The sequence below is a fragment of the Streptomyces sp. NPDC127595 genome (assembly GCF_042671685.1).
Lineage (GTDB): Bacteria > Actinomycetota > Actinomycetes > Streptomycetales > Streptomycetaceae > Streptomyces.
In genome coordinates this window covers 675,592-693,909 of the sequence record NZ_JBHXWK010000002.1, presented here as the reverse complement: position 1 = coordinate 693,909, position 18,318 = coordinate 675,592, and the positions used below count along the sequence as shown (strand labels likewise).

Here is an 18,318-nt window from a genome sequence, read left to right as displayed (position 1 = left end):
GGTGCCGGGCCGCGCGAACGGCGTGGGCCCATTGGAGTACCCCGCCCCGATTGGGCCCGTCCGCCTGGACCAGACCAATTCTTGCGCGAAGCGTTGACATGTACGCAGCCCGACGCAATTCTGAGAGCGCTCTCAGAAAAACCGGAGGCGTCCCGTCCGAAGGAGGACAAGAGCGTGCTCAAACGATTCAGGTGGCGGTCCCTGGCAGTGGCCGGGGCCACCCTCGCCGCAGCCCTTTTCACGTTCGGGGCCCCGTCCGGGGCCGAGGCCGCCGTCCCGGCGACCATCCCGCTGAAGTTCACGAACAACTCGGGCCGCGCCGACCCGATCTACATCTACAACCTCGGCACACTGCTGACGACCGGACAGCAGGGCTGGGCCGACGTGAACGGAACGTTCCACGCCTGGCCCGCCGGCGGAAATCCGCCGACGCCCGCGCCGGACGCGTCGATAGCCGGACCCGCCAACGGACAGTCGAAGACGATCCGGATCCCCAAGTTCTCCGGCCGGATCTACTTCTCCTACGGTCAGAAGCTCGACTTCCGGCTGACGACCGGCGGGCTGGTACAGCCGGCCGTACAGAACCCGAGCGACCCGAACCGCAACATCCTCTTCAACTGGTCGGAATACACGCTCAACGACTCCGGTCTGTGGCTCAACAGCACACAGGTGGACATGTTCTCGGCCCCGTACGCCGTCGGAGTCCAGCTCGCCGACGGGACGACGAAGAACACCGGGCACCTCAAGGCGGGCGGGTACAACGCGGTCATCAACGCCCTGCGCGCTCAGTCCGGCGGCTGGGCCAACCTGATCCAGACCCGGTCCGACGGCACGGTCCTACGGGCCCTCGCCCCCGGCCACGCGGTCGGCTCGGGCGTACTGCCCACCACCGTCATGAACGACTACATCAACCGCGTGTGGACCAAGTACAGTTCCTCGACGCTGACGGTGACGCCCTTCGGTGACCAGCCGAACACGAAGTACTTCGGCCGGGTCTCCGGGAACGTCATGAACTTCACCAACAGCGCCGGAGCGGTCGTCACCAGCTTCCAGAAGCCGGACGCCGACAGCATCTTCGGCTGCCACAAGCTCCTCGACGCACCCAACGACCTGGTGCGCGGCCCGATTTCCCGCACCCTGTGCGCGGGCTTCAACCGAACCACCCTCCTGGTCAATCCCAACCAGCCGGACACCAGCTCGGCGAGCTTCTACCAGGACTCGGTGACCAACCACTACGCCCGCCAGATCCACGCGCAGATGGCCGACGGCAAGGCGTACGCGTTCGCCTTCGACGACGTCGGCGCCCATGAGTCGCTCGTGCATGACGGCAACCCGCAACAGGCCTACATCACGCTGGACCCGTTCAGCTGACAAGGCTTCGGGGCGGCCGGGGTGAAGGTAACTCCGGCCGCCCGCACGGGCGTTCAGTCAGGTTCCACGCAGAGCACGGGGACCCGCTGGACGAGGTTGTTCGCGAAGCCTCCCCGGTTCCATGGCTGATCGAGCGGCTGCGTGTTCCCCTCCGCATCGGTGGCCCGCGCGCCGAGTACCTGGCTGCCGGGCGCGGCAGTCCAGTCGAAGCGCCAAGTCCGCCAGGACCACCGGTACTTGTGCACCGGGTCCAGCTCCGCCTCGTACCAGCTGCGTCCGTCGTCCGTGCTCACCTCGACCCGGGCGACCGGCGCGCGCCCGGACCAGGCCCGTCCCTCCAGCGGCACCGGGCCGGGCCGGACGACCCGGGCCCTGGACATGAAGTCCGGGAAGCCGGGCGGGACCAGCAGGGCACGCGGGGCGATCCGGGTGACCGGTTCGCCCTCGTCGCCGGCGTCCTTCCGGAGCCGGTAGGCCACGGCCTGCTGGAAGCCCGTGAACGGCGTGTCGGTCACCGTGATGTCGCGCAGCCACTTCACGTGGGCCATGCCGTACCAGCCGGGCACCACCAGTCGCAGTGGACATCCGTGCTGCGGAGGCAGCGGCGCGCCGTTCATCTCGTAGGCCACCAGAACCTCGGGCTCGCCTCCGGTGGCCACGTCGAGCGGAAGCGCACGCCGGTAGTCCTGCTCGACACCTCGCTCGACTCCGTGGTCCGCGCCGGTGAACACCACGTCGACCGCCCCGGCCCGGACTCCGGCCTCGGCGAGCAGCACCCGCAGCGGCACACCGGTCCACTCCGCCGTACCGACCGCCTCGACCAGCCACGGCTGGCTCACCGGCCGTGGCGTCAGCAGCGCCCGGCCATTGCCCGCGCACTCCATGGTCACCCGCTCGGTGACAGCGGGATACGACTTCAGCTCGTCCATCGCGAGTACCAGCGGCTGCCGCACCCGGCCCCCCAGGTCCAGGCGCCAGGGGGAGCCCTCGGTGTACGGGATGTCGTAGTGCGTGAGTACGTAGTGCAGCCCCGGAGGGGTCACGTCGTACCGCAGGGCCTCCAGTGGCAGCCCATGATTGCGGGCGGCGAGGGCCAGTTCCTGCCGGCTGATTCCCTCACCGGGCCCGGCCACCTGGGCAGGCCCGCTCACGTCACCAAGGCGATGCGCCATGGCGCAATTGTCCTCCCGCGGCGTGGGGTACCGCCATCAGACCGAGCAGGTGCTCCGGTTCACGAGGTCGTGCCAGCCGGACTCCAGGCGGTCGAGGGACATCCCGCACTGGCGGATCAGGTGATTGATCAGGGCGGGTTCCAGATATCCCATGAGTGTCTGCGCGAGGAGTTCGGTGTCCGCGGCCGGGACCGCCTGGCGGAGCAGCATCGCGACGTGCATGAGGCGGACGCGGTACGGGGCCGAACTGAAGCGACGGCCGGCGTCCGGCTCGGCGGCCAGGTACAGGTCGAGCCGGTCGGACGTCTGACGCAGGGCGGCGCAGCCGAAGGCGTGCAGGCGCTCCACCGGTGAGGCGCCGGGCCCCAGCGGGGGCGGCCCGCTGATGAAGCCGGTCTGGAACCGCTGCTCGCTGTGGTCGAGGAGCGCCATCAACAGGCCGGTGCGGTCGCCGAACCGCCGGAAGACGGTCCCCTTGCCCACCGATGCCGCGCAGGCGACGGCCTCCATCGTCACATTGGCCACCCCGCGCTCCTCCACCAGCCGGGTGGCGGCCTCCAGCAGACGCGCACGGTTGCGCGCGGCGTCGGCACGCAGTTGCGGCGCGTCGCCCTGGGGTGCGAGTTCCATCAGGACCGGCTCGTCGCTCGGTTCCTGTCTCTTCGGAAAGGGCGGCAGCGGGGTGGACATGAAGCCAGCGTAACGGCACACCAGGACAACTGGACTGCGGTCCGCTTCAGTGATACACATTTAAACGGACCTTGGTCCGCTTTGTTGCAGCAATGTTTCAGCTTCGGGAGTCATTCATGTCCGTACACATCGTCGCCCTCGTCGGCAGCCTTCGCGCCGGCTCCCACAACCGCCAGCTCGCCGAGGCGGCCGTCAAGCTCGCGCCCGAGGGCGCGGAGGTGGAGCTTTTCGAGGGCCTTTCCGACATCCCCTTCTACAACGAGGACATCGACGTCGCGGGCACCGTGCCCGCCGCCGCCGTCCGGCTGCGTGAGGCAGCCGCCCGCGCCGACGCGTTCCTGCTCTTCTCGCCGGAGTACAACGGCACCATTCCGGCCGTCCTGAAGAACGCCATCGACTGGCTGTCGCGCCCCTACGGCGCCAGTGCCCTCGCCGGCAAGCCGACCGCCGTGGTCGGCACCGCGTACGGACAGTTCGGCGGTGTGTGGGCGCAGGACGAGGCCCGCAAGGCCGTGGGCATCGCCGGCGGTACCGTCCTGGAGGACGTCAAGCTGTCCATCCCGGGCTCCGTGACCCGCTTCGCCGAGACCCACCCGGCCGACGACGCCGAGGTCGCCGCTCAGCTCAGCGAAGTCATCGACGCCCTCTTCGGTCACGTCGGAGCGCCGAGCGCCGCCTGACAACTCCCGTGCGAGGCCGGTCCGGTTGATCCGGGCCGGCCTCTCATGTCTTTTCCCGCCGACCCGGATCCTGGCGGAACGGCACCCTCTGGGACAGGATGCCCGCATGAAGGGTGATCTCTTTTCCAGTGACCACATGGTGCAACCCGCCGTCGCGCCGGGCATGACCATCCAGAACGCGAAGTCGATCAAGTACGCCGTCAACGGCGACATGCTCGCGCGCCAGGGGGCGATGATCGCCTACCGGGGGAATCTGCAGTTCGAGCGCAAGGGCCAGGGCGTCGGCGGCATGCTCAAGCGAGCCGTCACCGGCGAGGGGCTGCCCTTGATGACCGTCCGGGGCCAGGGCGAGGCCTGGTTCGCGCACGAGGCGCAGAACTGCTTCATCGTCGACATCGAGCCCGGCGACCTGTTCACCGTCAACGGGCGCAATGTGCTCTGCTTCGACGCCACGGTGTCGTACGACATAAAGACCGTGAAGGGCGCCGGCATCTCGGGCGGCGGTCTCTTCAACAGCGTCTTCACCGGCCACGGCAGACTCGGCCTGGTCTGCGAGGGGAATCCGCTGGTCATCCCCGTCTCGCCGCAGCAGCCGGTGTTCGTCGACACGGACGCGATCGTCGGCTGGACCGCCAACCTGCACACCTCGCTGCACCGTTCGCAGTCGATCGGCTCAATGATCCGCGGCGGCTCGGGTGAAGCCGTACAACTCAAGCTGGAGGGCGAGGGGTACGTCGTCGTACGGCCCAGTGAGGTGACACCGCAGAAGGCTCAGCAGCACTGAGGCAAGGACCGGCGAAGGGTGCCCCGCCCCGGTGGTGGGGCACCCTCATGTCATCCGTTGGTGGCGGTGACATTCACGGCGGCCCAGGACATCGCCACCGTCTTGTACTCGGTACTGCTTGCGCCGTACAGGTCGGCGGCGGCCTTGAGGGTGGCCTCGCGCGCGTCGTGGAAGTCGGTCGTGGAGACCATGTAGCGGGTCAGCGCGCGGTAGAAGATCGCCGTGGCCTTGGTGCGTCCGATGCCGCTCACCCGCGAACCGTCGTACGTGGGCGAGTTGTAGGCGACCTGGCCGATCGTCTTCCGGCCGCTGCCCTCGGCGAGCAGGTAGTACGCGTGTGAGGAGACGCCGGAACCCGCGTGGACCTCGGTGTCGTAGGCCTCGGGCGACCAGTAGTCGACCGCGCCCTCCAGCTTGTCCAAGGAGGGGCGGTCGAGGCGGCGCAGGAACTTCTGGGCCAGCCCGAGCTTCTCGCCCACGAGGTAATTGGGCGGGTTCTTCGGGTTGTTGGCGGAGAACTCGACCGCCGAGCCGAAGATGTCGGCGAGGGACTCGTTCAGCGAACCCGGCTCGCCGTACTGGTTGCCGTCCCGGTCCACCCGGGTCGGTTCGAGTGCGGCGGTGGCGTCGACGACCCCGTGAGTCAGCTCGTGGCCGGTGACGTCCAGGACGACCAGCGGCTTCTTGAGCATGTCGCCGTCTCCGTCGCCGTACAGCATGCAACCGCAGGTCGAGTCCCAGAAGGCGTTGCCGACCTTGTTGCCGAAGTGGACCATCGCGCGGGCTCCGGCGCTGTTGTTCTTGATGCCGTTGCGGCCGAAGGTCTTCTTGTAGAAGTCCAGGGTCTGGGTGATGCCGTACTGGGCGTCGACCGCGGCGGTGACCCGGCTGGAAGTGGCGCCGTTGCCCCACTTGTTGTCGGCGTCGGTGAGCTTCTTGCCGCGCGAGAAGGCTTCCAGTTCCTGGCCCTTGGCGTCCCGGGTCTCGGTGTTCCACCGGGTGGGGTCCCTGAGGAGGTAACTGGTGCGGGCCGTCCGGGTGGTGGTCAGCGTCACCTTGCCGGCGAAGAGGGAAGCACCGCTGCCGGTGGCCTTGACCGGGTAGGCGGTGGCAGCCGCCGTACTCAGGAGGCTTCCCGGCTGGGCGGACGTGCCCGTCTCAGGGCTCAGCTCTTCGCCGCGCTCGCGCAGTGTCTCGTCCAGGGACGGCGAGATGAACTCGTCGCTGTCGGGAACGTCGCTGCGTATCCGGCCGGACCCGGCGTCCACGACCACCGTGCGGGAGCCGCCCGCCTCGGTCGTGTCGCTGTCCGTCACGCGCACCTGGTAGGCGAGCGCGCTCGCGCCGTCGCGGGCGTCGACGACGAGTTGGGCCTCGCCCGCGTCGCCCTGCGCAACCTCGGCGGCCTTCCGCTCGGCCTGCTCGGGCGTCAGCTTCGCCTCGGTCGTGGCCGGCTCGACGGCGTGGTCGGCGGCCCTGGTCACACCGAGGTAGGCCGACTGCCGGCTGAGGTGGACGACGAGGTCACCGCCGAGGACCGGCATCCCGAGGTGGGCGCGCACGAAGCGGACGTGCTGCTTGCCGTCCGGATCCGTCATGACGTCCTTGGCCCGGAGGGTGTCTCCCCGGCCGACACCGGTGGCCGACGCGTGGGCGAACGCGGCCGCCCGGGCGGCGTCCACCGGCGAGGAGGCCACAGCTTGGGCGCCGCCGGGCGCGGCAGCGAAGGCGGGGCCCGTCGGGAGCGTGACGGTCGTCGTCACCGCGACGGCGATCGCCACGCGACGTATGTGGGGTATACGCACTGAGTTCCTTCGAAAAGGGGCGGCCGGGATCGCCAACCGCCCTCACGCACGGCACCTTTGAAAGCCGTGGGGGCTGTCCCGCCCCGGGGCGACAGATGTGCCGGGAGGTGAAGAGGTTGCCTGGTGGGACGCGTTGACACGTGGATGTGACCGAGGTCGCAGCGCGCCCTCCGGTCCGGACCGTCCCGGACCGGAGGCCTGGAGTGTCAGATCACCCGGTGAGCGAGGGAGGACAGCAGGGTGCGCAGGTCACGGGCGGGCCGCGAGGCCAAGGACGCGCGTGACAAGAGGGAGTGCGCGGCGGTGAGATGGCGCCGGGCCTCGCGCAGGGCCGCGGCACGGCCGCCCGCCTGTTCGACGAGGGCGGCTGCCCGGCGTACGGCGGAGTCGTCCAGGGCGGCCCGGGAGGTGAGGAGTTCGGCCAGCGCGGAGTGACCGGGGGCGTTCAGCGCGGCGAGGACCGGGAGCGTCTTCTTCCCCTGGCGCAGGTCGCTGTGGACCGGCTTGCCGGTGACCGCCGGATCGCCCCAGATGCCCAGCAGGTCGTCGGCGATCTGGAAGGCCACGCCCAGATGACGACCGGCGCGGTCCAGGGCGTCCACGGACTCCCCTTGCCCACCCCCGAGTTGAGCCCCGAGGGCCAGCGCGCAGCCGAGCAGGGCTCCGGTCTTGTGCTCGGCCATCGTCTCGTACTCCCCCACGCCCACCGCGTCGGGACCGGTCCAGGGACGGTGGGCGAACAGCAGATCGTCCGCCTGGCCACGGACCAGATCGCCGAGCGCCGCCGTCAACTGACTTACCGCCGTGGCGCCGTGCGGAGTCGCCGGCACCGCCGTGAGAGTCTCCACCGCCAGGGCGAAGAGCGCGTCGCCTGCGAGGACGGCGGGGCCGGTGCCGTACGCCTTCCACACCGCGGGACGGCCCCGGCGCAGTGCGTCGCCGTCCATGATGTCGTCATGCAGCAGCGAGAAGGTGTGCACCAGTTCCACGGCCACCGCGCCCGGCACACCGGCGTCGGCACAACCCCCGGCCGCCTCCGCGCCGAGGACGGCCAGCGCCTGCCGTACGCCCTTGCCCTGGCTGTACGTCGCGGGGGCGCCGCCCACCTCGCAGTGGCCCAGGGCGTATCCGGCCATCTCGGCGATCCAGGGGTGCAGTCCGCCGATCGCCTTCGTGAGTGCGGGGGCGACGAGTTCGCGGCAGCGGTGCAGGATCTGCGGGGCGGCGGGGGCCTTCGGCGGGGACTGGAGGGATGTGGACAGGAGCGTCATCGCGTCACCTCCATGGCGGAGGTGCCGGCCGGTACCGCAAGGCCCAGCTCCGCCCGCGCCCCCTCGACCATCCGTCCCGCGTGGCGCAGTCCGATGCTCTCCAGGACCCCGGCCAGGTCGGTCAGGTCCGCGTCGGTCTCCGCGCGGTCGCGGCCCAGCCGGGCCAGGGACTTGACCAGGCCGAGCCGGGCAAGGGCCCGGCCGCGCGGCTCACTCATCGCCTCGAACTCCGCCAACGCCTGCATGTAGACGTCGCGCGCCTGCTCGTAACGCCCGGCCCGGTAGAGGACGTTGGCGCGCATCTTGTGGTTGTAGGCGAGCGCGCCGGACAGGTTCATCGCCCGGCAGGACACCTCTGCCTCGCTCAGCAGTTCCAGCGCGCGGTCGGGGTCCTGGTCGCGTACGGAGACGATGTCCGCCAGTCCGCGCAGGGCCCAGGCGTGGCCGCGCCTGTCCTCGGCGCGGGCGGCGATCCCTGCCGCTTCCTCGAACATCGCGTAGGCGGTGTCGTAGGCGCCGGTGTTGCGGTGTATCTGCGCGATGCCCTCCAGGGCCCACACGGTGTGCCGGGCCTCACCCCGCTTCCGGGCCTCGGCCAGGAGTTGCTCGTGCAGCGCGGTCACGGCCGCGTAGTCGCCCTGGATGCGGCCGGTCTCCGCCATCCCGGCCAGGGAGTAGCCGCGCACCACGACGTCACCGGCGTGCTCGCCGAGTTCGGCGGCCAGCCGTAGCAGCCGCCAGGCCAGTGGGAAGGCGCCGCGCTGCCGGGCCAGCGTGCCGCCGCTCCACAGCGCCCACGCCATGGCTGCCGCGTCCCCGGCCTCGCGGGCGGTGCGGTAGCTCGCCTTCCACGCCCGGTCGGCTTCCGCCACCTGCCCAAGGCGGCGGTGCGCCTCGGCGACAGCGAGGCCCGAACGCGCCGCCTCCGCCCGCGCGCCCGCCCGCTCGGCCACGCGGAGTTGCTCGGTGCCGGCCGCGAGGACATCGGTGAGCGAGGAGTTCACGGACAGGGTGGTCAGTGCGCCCTGGTACTCCGGGGCGAAAGCCTTGCCGTACATGAGTGCCTTTCTGTCTGCCACCGGTCGGCCACGTCACAGCGCCCGCCGGTGGTACTGGCTGTCAACGGGCAGCGCGCGGACATCCCGCTATACACCTCACGTATACACACCATGTATACACAGAGCGCATAGTGCACCGGATTTCCATCTGGGAATCCCTCGCTCAGTACGGTCGACGCGCTGCCCGGCCGTTGCCGATCAAGACGAAGACGGTGGCCGCAGGGTTGCCTGGCATTGCGAACAAGCTCGAAACAGCCCGAGGATGACGGAAGTTGACCTTCGAGACCGAGAGCAGGCGCTGATGTCCGCAGGCCCGATGCACGCCCATGAAGCGCCGATCGACGACTCGCTCGTACGGGAGTTGCTCATCGCACAGTTCCCCCGCTGGGCCGAGCTGCCACTCAAGCGCGTCACGTCGTCCGGGACCGTCAACGCCCTGTACCGGCTCGGCGACGACATGGCCGTACGCCTCCCCCGCATCCCGGAGGGCGCCGGTGACGTGGAGAAGGAGCGGCGCTGGCTGCCGCTCCTCGGCCCGCTGCTTCCGTTCCCCATTCCCGAGATCCTCGCCACCGGTGCTCCCGGGGCGGGGTATCCGTGGTCCTGGAGCGTGGGGCGCTGGCTCGACGGCGAACTCCCGGTCGCGGACGGTCTCGCCAACCCGGACCGGCTGGCCGCGGACCTCGGCAGGTTCGTCGCCGCACTGCATCAGGTCGACCTGCCAGGAGGGCCGCCCGCCTACCGCGGCGGACCGCTGGCCTCCGTGGACGCCTCGACGCGCTCCGCGCTCGCCGACCTGGACGGCATGATCGACACCTCGGCGGCCGCGGCTGCCTGGGAGGCGGCGCTGGCGGCGCCTCTGTGGACGGGGCCGCCGGTGTGGCTCCACTCCGACCTGATGCCCATGAATCTCCTCACCCGCGAAGGCCGTCTCAGCGCCGTCCTGGACTTCGGCACCCTCGGCATCGGTGACCCCGCCTGTGACCTCATCCCCGCCTGGAACCTCCTCCCCGCGGAGGCGAGACCCGCCTTCTGGCACGCCACGGGCGCCGACCACGCCACCTGGGCACGCGGCCGCGGCTGGGCCCTGTCCATGGCCCTGAACCAGCTCCCGTACTACCGCACGACGAACCCGGTGATGGCGGCCAACGCCGAGCATGTGATCCGCGAGGTGCTCGCCGATCCGGAGGCGGTCTCCTGGGAGGACCACTGAGAGCCATCGCGGCCTCTCCACCCACCCACCAATGGAACACTTATTCGATTCTGGAGTACGCTGGACTCATGTCCACGCACCTCCAGGCCTCGCTCTTCGACCAGACCGACGAACTGCGCCTCTCCCCGCTGAACGGGATGCGCCGGACCGTGCTCGGCCAGGGCGCCTGGATCGACCTCCTGCCCGGGTGGCTGGCCGGGGCCGACGCCCTCTTCGCGCGGCTCGTCGCCGATGTGCCGTGGCGGGCCGAGCGGCGGCAGATGTACGAGCACGTGGTGGACGTACCGAGACTGCTGTCGTACTACGGCGCCGGCGATCCGCTGCCGCATCCGGTCCTCGACGAGGCGCGGGACGCGCTGTCCGCGCACTACGCAGCCGAGCTCCGTGAACCGTTCACCACGGCCGGGCTCTGCTACTACCGGGACGGCCGTGACAGCGTGGCCTGGCACGGGGACCGGATCGGGCGGGGAGCACGTGAGGACACCATGGTCGCGATCCTCTCCGTGGGAGCGCCGCGCGATCTGGTGCTGCGCCCGCGCCGCGGAGGGGACACCGTGCGGCGGCCGCTCGGACACGGCGACCTGATCGTGATGGGCGGCTCCTGCCAGCGCACCTGGGAGCACGCCGTCCCCAAGTCGGCACGGGCGGCGGGGCCGCGGATCAGCGTCCAGTTCCGCCCGCACGGGGTGAACTGAGCCGCCTGTTCATCACACCGGGCGGGTGATGTGCGCCTGCACCGTCGGGCCGTACCGGTCGACGATGTCCTCGATCGGGGTCGCGCGGAGGCTGGTTCCGCGGGCGATGCCGTACATGACGCCGAGGCCGAGCAGTGTGCTGACGGCGAGTTCGGCGCGCAGGCCCGCGTCGGGGCCGCCGAGGCGCTCGGCGAGGCGGCCGCTGACCTGGGTGCGGAAGTTGGCGCGCAGTATGTCGCCCTGCTCGCCCTGGAGCGGGGCGAACACGATGCGCAGGACGGGGTCGGCGCCGCGCTCGGTCTGGCCGATCAGCAGATGGCGGACCATGTGCCGGCCGAGGTCCTCCAGCGGGGCGTCCAGCAGGTCGTCGGCGTCGGACTCGAAGGAAATGACGCGTGCGAAGAGGGCGTCCTTGTTTCCGAAGTACTTGAGGACCAGCGGCGCGCTCACTCCCGCCCGCTCGGCGACCGCCTTGAGCGTGATGTCCGCGTGGGCGCGGCGGGCCAGCAGATAGCGGGCCGCGCGGAGGATGGCCGCCTTCGTCTTCTCGGCGTCGCGGCGCGGCGGAGCGGTGGCGGGCGCCACGAGACCGGGGGGCGGGGTGGTCACGGTGGTCAGGCTCCTTCGAGCGCCTCGTCGTGGGTCACTGCCGTACGGTCTCGGGTCGGCGGGATGTCACGGGGGGCGGGGTCGGCGGGTATGGCGAGCGCGGCGGCACACGCCACCAGGGCGACCGTACCCGCGATGGCGAAGGCGAGCAGATAGCCGTGCAGCGTGGGTATGGAGACACCGCCGACAAGGCTGGTGTGGTGGACGAGTACGGCGGCGACGGCGGCGCTGCACACGGCCTGGCCGACGGTCCGCATCAGGACGTTGACGCCGTTGGCGGACGCGGTCTGCCCGGCGGGCACGGCGCGGATGATGAGGGTGGGCAGGGCCGAGTAGGCAAAGGTCGTTCCGATCGACACGACCGTGGCGCCCAGGATGATCATCCACAGGTCGCGGCTGTCCGCGATGCGTACGGCATAGCCGCAGGCGATGATCGCGGCGCCGATGGCCAGCGTCACACGCGGGCCCCGGGACGCGGAGATGCGTGCCGAGACCGGCGAGAGGAGCAGCATGGTCACCCCGCTGGGCAGCAGGCACAGACCGGTCGCCACGATCGACAGGCCGAGCCCGTAACCGGTGGCCACGGGCGCCTGCACGAGCTGGGCGGTGACCAGTGTGTTGGCGTAGAAGGAGAAGCCGGTCAGGAGCGCGGTCACGTGCGGCAGGGCGACACGTGGGCGGGTGGCCAACTTCAGGTCGACCAGGGGCCGTTCGGCGCGCCGCTGTTGGATCGACCAGAGGGTCAGGATGACGGCGCAGGCGACGAACAGACCCAGGATCCGATGGCTGGTCCAGCCCCACTGGCCGCCCTGTGACACGCCGAGCAGCAGACAGACCAGTCCCGCGGCGAGGCCCAGCGCGCCCAGGGTGTCGAAGCGGCCGGGCTCGCGGACGGGCGACTCCCGCACCGCCCACCGGGCGAGGGCGAGGCCGGTGGCGCTGAGCGCGGTGGTCACCCAGAACATGACGTGCCAGTTGGCGTACTGGACGATCAGCGCGGCGAGCGGCAGGCCGAGGGCGGCGCCGATGCCCAGGGTGGAGCTCATCATCGCCACGGCTGAGCCCGTGCGCTCCGGCGGCAGTTCGTCCCGAAGGATGCTGATCGACAGGGGGATGACGGCGGCGGCCGCGCCCTGGAGCGCCCGGGCCGCGATCAGGATGGCGATGTCGGACGTGAGGGCGCACACGAGCGAGCCGAGCGTCATCAGCGCGAGCGCGATCAGCAGCACGCGTCTCTTGCCGTACATGTCTCCTGCCCTGCCCAGCACGGGGGTGAGCACCGCTCCGGAGAGCAGGGTCGCCGTCACCATCCAGGAGACCGCGCCCGCCGAGGAGCCCGTAAGCCGCGGCAGATCCGGCAGCAGCGGCACCACCACCGTCTGCGTGACAGCCATGAGGATCCCGCCGAACGCCAGCACAGGGACCGTCAATCGCTCACGCAGAGCCGCCACAGATACTCCAGTAGTACACAAAAGATGGGTGAATAGCGATTCACCTTAGCTGGTGAATCGCTATTCACCCAAGAAACATCCTGGCAACGGCTACCCGCGGGAGCGGGCGGCCTGCACCGTGCGGGCCAGCCGCGGCCCCAGCCAGCGCTTGAACCGGCGCAGCGCCTCCAGCTGTCCGGCCGCACGGTCGATCCGGTAGTACATCTGCGGTGGGATGTACGGCAGCAGCGGCGAGTGGCGCTGGCCGAGCAGGGCGAACATCTGCGCCGGCGGGAGGTGGATGTAGCGCGGGAGGTTCTCGTACCACTGGGCGCTGTGGCGGGCCGCGCTCTGGATCGCCAGGAGCTCGGCCTTGCGCTCCCGCTCGTAGCGGGCGAGGGCCGCGTCCAGGTCCGGGATCTCGCGCAGCGCCCCGGCCAGCGAGAGGGCGTCCTCCAGCGCGAGGGTGGTACCCGCGCCGATCGAGTAGTGCGTGGTGTGGGCCGCGTCGCCGATCAGGACCAGATTGCCGCGGTGCCAGGTCCGGTTGGTCAGAGTGCGGAAGTTCAGCCACTGCGCACTGCCGTCGCTCTGCGCCCGGCCGATCAGCCCGTGCCCGTCCAGGAGGTCGGCGAAGAGCTTCTCCAGCTGGGCCAGGCCGTCGCCCTCGGTCGTCGCGTCGAGCCCGAGGCCGGTCCAGGTCTCGGGGGAACACTCGACGACACAGGTGCTGTGCTCCCCGCTGAACGGGTAGGCGTAGCACCAGATCCAGCCGTGCTCCGTCTCCACGAAGGAGAAGGTGAAGGAGTCGAAGACCTTGGTGGTGCCGAGCCAGACGTAGGTGTTGCGTCCCAGCGTGACGTCACTGCCGAAGTGATCGGCGTGGCGCTCGCGCAGCGCGCTGTTGACTCCGTCGCCCGCGACGACGAGATCGGCGTCGGGCAGCCGGTCGGCGGCCACGTCGTGCTCGAACTCGACGTGTACGCCGAGGGATTCGGCCCGTTCGGCGAGCAGGTCGAGCAGTCGGCGGCGGCCGATGCCGAACCCCTCGTCGCCGGGGTGCACCGTCCTGGATCCGCTCACCTGGGCGACGCCCTCGCTCCAGCGGACCGAGCTCTCGCTGACGGCGAGCGCGGACTCGGGGTCACCCTCACGGAGTTTGTCGAGCAGGCCCGCCCAGTACGTCACTCCCCAGCCGTAGGTCGAACCGGCCGGGTTCCGTTCGTAGACGGTGATGTCGTGGGACGGGTCCTGACGCTTCATCAGGATCGAGAAGTACAGGCCGGCTGGTCCGCCACCGACGCACGCGATCTTCACGCGCACTCCCTTTGTTGCACATTGCGGTCAAGTGACTGCGAAGCGTAACAGTGGAGGGCTGTGCGCCAGGTCGCACGCGACATTTGCTTAATTGTCCGGATCACAGCCAACCGGCATGCGCCGATTTCTCCCACTCTCCGACGAACCGATAGGCATACCGAGTCGTTCAACAGAGCCAGATACAGGAGGACTCCGTATGCCAGAGCTCACCCGCCGCCGTGCCCTCGGTGCCGCGGCCACGTTCGCCGCCGTGGCCGCTTCCCAGTCCGTCACCGCGCCCACGGCTTCCGCCGCCGGGCACGAGCACGGCGCTCCCGCAGCCTTCGACGAGGTCTACCGGGGCCGCCGCATCACGGGCCGGCCGCTCAGCGGGAGCGGGCACCATCACGGCGCCGGGTACGCCGTGTTCGTCGACGGTGTGGAACTGCACGTGATGCGGAACGCCGACGGCAGCTGGATCAGCGTCGTCAGCCACTACGACCCGGTGGCCACCCCGCGCGCCGCCGCCCACGCCGCTGTCCTGGAACTGCAAGGGGCCCCGCTCGTCCCGTTCGGCGCCAACTGACCCGCCCCGCAAGCAGACTGTGGAGTCCCGCACATGACCGTACGCAAGAACCAGGCGAGCCTGACCACCGACGAGAAGCGGCGTTTCACCGACGCGCTGGTCCAGCTCAAGCGCAGTGGCCGGTACGACGACTTCGTCACCACGCACAACGCCTTCATACTCGGCGACACGGACAACGGCGAGCGGACGGGCCACCGTTCGCCGTCCTTCCTGCCCTGGCACCGCAGATTCCTCATCGAGTTCGAGCAGGCGCTGCAGTCGATCGACTCCTCCGTCGCGCTGCCGTACTGGGACTGGAGCACCGACCGCTCGACGCGGGCGTCCCTGTGGGCACCCGATTTCCTGGGCGGCACCGGGCGCAGCCGGGACGGTCAGGTGATGGACGGCCCCTTCGCCGCGTCGGCAGGCAACTGGCCGATCAACGTCCGGGTCGACAGCCGTACGTATCTGCGCCGGTCGCTCGGCGGAAGTGGCCGGGACCTGCCCACGCGGGCCGAGGTGGATTCGGTGCTCGCGATGGCGACGTACGACATGGCGCCCTGGAACAGCTCCTCGGACGGCTTCCGCAACCACCTCGAAGGCTGGCGGGGCGTCAACCTCCACAACCGGGTGCACGTCTGGGTGGGCGGCCAGATGGCCACCGGCGTCTCCCCGAACGATCCGGTGTTCTGGCTCCACCACGCCTACATGGACAAGCTGTGGGCCGACTGGCAGCGCCGTCACCCCGGCTCCGGCTATCTGCCCGTGGCCGGGACCCCTGATGTCGTCGACCTCAACGAGACGATGAAGCCGTGGGGCGACGTCCGGCCGGCCGACCTGCTGGATCACACCGCGCACTACACGTTCGACACGGTCTGACAGCCGAAGGCGCCCTACGCGTCGGCCGCCTCCGTCATACGGACAGGCCCCACACGTCGACGGCCCCCGTCATACGGACAGGCCCTACGCGTCGGCCGTCTCCGTCATACGGACAGGCCCCATACGTCCACGGCCCCCGTCATACGGACAGGCCCTACGCGTCGGCCGTCTCCGTCGTACGGCACTCGGGGTGTCCCCAGCCCGAGCCGTTCTTGGCGATGGGCTCGCCCGCAGCGTAGGAGCGGCCGCACAGGCAGCGGCCGGGGAACTTCGCCTTGATCGTGCGGGCCGGGCCGCCGCTCGGCCGCGCGGTCTTGGCGGGTGCGCGGCGGCGCGCGGCGGCGGCCGGGACGGTGTCCGGCGAGGCCGGCGGCTGCGGGGAACCGAGGTCGCTGCCCGCGGGCTCCTGGACGATCGCCGCCTGGCTCGCCGCGCGGTCCGCGAAGTCGTTGAGGCGGTCGCCGTCGACCTGGTGCGCGGGGACGTAGCGGAACTCCACGGAACGGCCGGAGAGCAGTTCGTCGATGCGGGCGACCAGTTCCTGGTTGGCGACGGGCTTTCCGGAGGCCGTCTTCCAGCCCTTGCGCTTCCAGCCGGGCAGCCAGGTGGTGACGGCCTTCATCGCGTACTGGGAGTCCATCCGGATCTCCAGCGGAACGTCCGGCGCCATCGCCGTCAACAGGCGCTCCAGTGCGGTGAGTTCGGCGACGTTGTTCGTCGCCGTGCCCAGCGCGCCGGCCTCCCATCGGGTCGGGGTCTCGTCCCCGTCGGCCACGACCCAGGCCCATCCGGCGGGTCCCGGGTTCCCCTTCGACGCCCCGTCACAGGCGGCCACTACACGTTCAGGCATGGCGCCGATGATGTCACGGCCGGACGGCTGCTCCCGTACCGGGTCGAAGGCGGCCGCGCTCCCCGATCAGCCGTTGCCCCAGCGGGGTGGCCGTGTGGAGGACGTATTTGCCGTCACGGCGGCTGGCCACCAGTCCCCCGTCGCGCAGGACGCCGATCTGGTAGCTGGCGCTGGGCAGCCCGATCCCCACGGCCGCGGCGACCTCGGAGGTGGTCCGGGCGTGCCGGCCCGCCACCTCGGCCAGTACGGCGCTGCGGGTACGGCCCAGCAGGCGCTCCACGCCGTCGTCCGTGGCGCGCGCGATGGTGAGCGGGGCCTTCCCCACCGGGTAGACGAGCACCGGGTCGAGTCCGGGGTCCGCGAGTGCGGTCGGCCGGCGCCAGCAGAAGAACGAGGGGACGAGGAGCAGGCCGCGCCCCTCCAGGTGGAGATCGCGCTCGATGGGATAGTCCACCTCCAGCACGGGTGACCTCCAGCGCGCCAGTGGACCCAGCCCGTCCAGGAGCGCCTGGGTGCCGCCGTCGAGGAGGTGCCGGGAGCGCAGGTCGACGTCGTCCGCGACCGCCCTGCGGATGTGCGGCCAGTACGGCTCCAGCAGGGCACGGAAGTAGATCCCGAGAGCGTTGGCCAGGGACCTCAGTGAGTCGCCGCCCGGTCTGCCGAGCGAGGTCGCCCACTCCGGAACGGGACGGGAGTCGGCCAGCCGGGTCAGGTCGCGCACCAGCCGGGTGCGCGGGGTGCGCCGCAGCTCGTCGAGACCGGCCGTAAGCTCGCCGCCGGACACCGCAGGCGTGAGGAAGTCCGGTATGTAGCCCGCCGCCGGAATCAGCGTCCGCAGCGGGCGCAGCGCCCGGCTCGCGACCGGGTCCGTGGAGAGCCGGTCGCGGGCCGCACGGCGCCAGTGACCGAAGTCGAGCGGCCCTTGTCCGGTCTCCAACCGGCAGACGCTGCAGACCAGTTCCCACAGCGGATCCGGTTGCCGGGCCACCCGGATGTTCTGCAGATCGTGCGACGTGAAGTGAATGCGGAGCATGTGATCTCCCGCGATTCTTGTGGGGGTTCGGTCACCCGAAGATGCGGCGGCCACAAGAAGGGACGATCAACCACGTCCGCACGGTTGCCCCGGCGGGCGCCGGGTTCAGGACACGTCGGTCAGCTTGGGCATCTCGCCCTCGGTCGTGTTGAGGTCGATGACGGAGAACGACGCGCCCTGCGGGTCGCTCAGCGCCGCGAACCGGCCGAACGGGCTGCCCATGGGCCCGAAGCGCAGGACGGCGCCGCGCCCGGTCGCCCTTGCCACCGCCTCGTCGCAGTCGTCGACGGCGAAGTAGACGTTCACGTACGACGGGACCTCGGGCGGGAAGTCGTCCGTCATCTTCATCCGGCCAAGGACGGTGTCCTCCCCGACGTTGAAGACCCTGAAGTCGAATTCGTCGTGGTCCATCTGCTTCGCCGTGAACGGGAAGACGGCGGGCAGGAACCCGTCGGTCTTCTCGGGCTCGCGGGTGAAGACCTCGGCCCAGGCGTAGGCGCCGGGCACGGACGTGGCCTCGAAGCCCTCGTGGACGCCTGCCTGCCAGACGCCGAAGACGGCGCCACTGGGCTCGCTGGCCAGGGCCATCGTGCCGAAGTCGCCGACCTGCATGGGCTCCATCAGGACCGTGCCGCCGTTGTCCCGGATCTTCTGCGTGGTCGCGGCGGCGTCGGGCGAGGCGAAGTACAGGCACCAGGCGGACTGGCCCTCCGCCCCCGGCATCGGCGGGACGACCGCGGCCACCGTCTTGCCGTCCTTGTACGCCTGCGTGTAGTTGCCGTACTCGCTGGACGCCTCACCGAACGTCCAGCCGAGCACGTCACCGTAGAAACTCTTGGCCCCCTCGACATCGCTGAACATCGCGTCCGCCCAACAGGGCGTTCCCTCTGGTTGTACGGCCATGACGTCGACCTTCT

At 70.5% G+C, this 18,318-nt stretch carries 18 protein-coding genes; 7 read left to right on the top strand and 11 right to left on the bottom strand.

Annotation, left to right across the window (positions count from 1 at the left end; all coding sequences use genetic code 11):
- Positions 1-201: 201 nt before the first annotated feature.
- Positions 202-1,371: a glycoside hydrolase family 64 protein gene (locus ACFVKT_RS09660; RefSeq protein WP_385729944.1), complete on the top strand. Its 1,170-nt coding sequence runs from the start codon at positions 202-204 to the stop codon at positions 1,369-1,371.
- A gap of 53 nt (positions 1,372-1,424) precedes the next feature.
- Here ACFVKT_RS09660 and ACFVKT_RS09655 read toward each other — a convergent pair whose 3' ends face one another.
- Positions 1,425-2,543, bottom strand: coding sequence for a sulfite oxidase (locus ACFVKT_RS09655; RefSeq protein ID WP_385729368.1), 1,119 nt, complete (start codon positions 2,541-2,543; stop codon positions 1,425-1,427).
- 36 nt (positions 2,544-2,579) lie between these two features.
- Positions 2,580-3,233 carry a TetR/AcrR family transcriptional regulator gene (locus ACFVKT_RS09650; protein WP_385729366.1) on the bottom strand — a complete coding sequence of 218 codons (654 nt, stop codon included), beginning with the start codon at positions 3,231-3,233 and terminating at the stop codon, positions 2,580-2,582.
- Between the two features lie 116 nt (positions 3,234-3,349).
- Between ACFVKT_RS09650 and ACFVKT_RS09645 the strand changes: the two genes are divergently transcribed.
- Together ACFVKT_RS09645 and ACFVKT_RS09640 are read left to right on the top strand one after the other, a co-directional pair.
- The gene (locus tag ACFVKT_RS09645) at positions 3,350-3,913 is read left to right on the top strand and encodes an NADPH-dependent FMN reductase (protein WP_385729363.1); all 564 of its coding nucleotides are present in this window, start codon (positions 3,350-3,352) and stop codon (positions 3,911-3,913) included.
- Between the two features lie 106 nt (positions 3,914-4,019).
- Positions 4,020-4,697, top strand: a complete 678-nt coding sequence (locus tag ACFVKT_RS09640; RefSeq protein WP_385729361.1) for an AIM24 family protein — start codon at positions 4,020-4,022, stop codon at positions 4,695-4,697.
- 50 nt (positions 4,698-4,747) lie between these two features.
- On the opposite strand, the gene ACFVKT_RS09635 is transcribed toward ACFVKT_RS09640, so the two are convergent.
- From ACFVKT_RS09635 to ACFVKT_RS09625, 3 genes are all read right to left on the bottom strand, one after another.
- Positions 4,748-6,502, bottom strand: a complete 1,755-nt coding sequence (locus ACFVKT_RS09635; protein WP_385729358.1) for a M4 family metallopeptidase — start codon at positions 6,500-6,502, stop codon at positions 4,748-4,750.
- 206 nt (positions 6,503-6,708) lie between these two features.
- Entirely contained in the window at positions 6,709-7,773 is a 1,065-nt protein-coding gene (locus tag ACFVKT_RS09630) for a polyprenyl synthetase family protein (RefSeq protein ID WP_385729356.1), read from the bottom strand.
- Entirely contained in the window at positions 7,770-8,831 is a 1,062-nt protein-coding gene (locus tag ACFVKT_RS09625) for a tetratricopeptide repeat protein (RefSeq protein ID WP_385729354.1), read from the bottom strand. Before ACFVKT_RS09625 ends, ACFVKT_RS09630 begins: the two co-directional genes overlap by 4 nt.
- 301 nt (positions 8,832-9,132) lie before the next feature.
- Here ACFVKT_RS09625 and ACFVKT_RS09620 point away from each other — a divergent pair, with 301 nt between their 5' ends.
- Together ACFVKT_RS09620 and ACFVKT_RS09615 are read left to right on the top strand one after the other, a co-directional pair.
- Positions 9,133-10,044, top strand: coding sequence for an aminoglycoside phosphotransferase family protein (locus ACFVKT_RS09620; RefSeq protein ID WP_385729352.1), 912 nt, complete (start codon positions 9,133-9,135; stop codon positions 10,042-10,044).
- A 68-nt stretch (positions 10,045-10,112) separates the two neighbouring features.
- A complete protein-coding gene (locus ACFVKT_RS09615; RefSeq protein ID WP_385729350.1) occupies positions 10,113-10,739 on the top strand; it encodes an alpha-ketoglutarate-dependent dioxygenase AlkB in 627 nt (208 codons plus the stop codon).
- Between the two features lie 12 nt (positions 10,740-10,751).
- Here the strand turns inward: ACFVKT_RS09615 and ACFVKT_RS09610 are convergent, their stop codons facing one another.
- The 3 genes from ACFVKT_RS09610 to ACFVKT_RS09600 form a co-directional block, all read right to left on the bottom strand.
- Entirely contained in the window at positions 10,752-11,357 is a 606-nt protein-coding gene (locus tag ACFVKT_RS09610; protein WP_385729942.1) for a TetR family transcriptional regulator, read from the bottom strand.
- Complete coding sequence (locus ACFVKT_RS09605; protein WP_385729348.1) at positions 11,354-12,820, bottom strand: MFS transporter; 1,467 nt, start codon at positions 12,818-12,820, stop codon at positions 11,354-11,356. Before ACFVKT_RS09605 ends, ACFVKT_RS09610 begins: the two co-directional genes overlap by 4 nt.
- Positions 12,821-12,889: 69 nt before the next feature.
- Positions 12,890-14,095: an FAD-dependent monooxygenase gene (locus ACFVKT_RS09600; protein ID WP_385729346.1), complete on the bottom strand. Its 1,206-nt coding sequence runs from the start codon at positions 14,093-14,095 to the stop codon at positions 12,890-12,892.
- Positions 14,096-14,291: 196 nt separating this feature from the next.
- Here ACFVKT_RS09600 and ACFVKT_RS09595 point away from each other — a divergent pair, with 196 nt between their 5' ends.
- Entirely contained in the window at positions 14,292-14,660 is a 369-nt protein-coding gene (locus ACFVKT_RS09595) for a tyrosinase cofactor (protein ID WP_385729344.1), read from the top strand.
- A 33-nt stretch (positions 14,661-14,693) separates the two neighbouring features.
- Entirely contained in the window at positions 14,694-15,518 is an 825-nt protein-coding gene (locus ACFVKT_RS09590) for a tyrosinase family protein (RefSeq protein ID WP_385729342.1), read from the top strand.
- A 154-nt stretch (positions 15,519-15,672) separates the two neighbouring features.
- Here the strand turns inward: ACFVKT_RS09590 and ACFVKT_RS09585 are convergent, their stop codons facing one another.
- The 3 genes from ACFVKT_RS09585 to ACFVKT_RS09575 form a co-directional block, all read right to left on the bottom strand.
- The gene (locus ACFVKT_RS09585; protein ID WP_385729940.1) at positions 15,673-16,380 is read right to left on the bottom strand and encodes a ribonuclease H; all 708 of its coding nucleotides are present in this window, start codon (positions 16,378-16,380) and stop codon (positions 15,673-15,675) included.
- Between the two features lies 1 nt (position 16,381).
- Positions 16,382-17,401 carry an ArsR/SmtB family transcription factor gene (locus tag ACFVKT_RS09580; RefSeq protein ID WP_385729340.1) on the bottom strand — a complete coding sequence of 340 codons (1,020 nt, stop codon included), beginning with the start codon at positions 17,399-17,401 and terminating at the stop codon, positions 16,382-16,384.
- A gap of 105 nt (positions 17,402-17,506) precedes the next feature.
- Positions 17,507-18,304, bottom strand: coding sequence for a VOC family protein (locus tag ACFVKT_RS09575; RefSeq protein ID WP_385729338.1), 798 nt, complete (start codon positions 18,302-18,304; stop codon positions 17,507-17,509).
- Positions 18,305-18,318 lie beyond the last annotated feature (14 nt).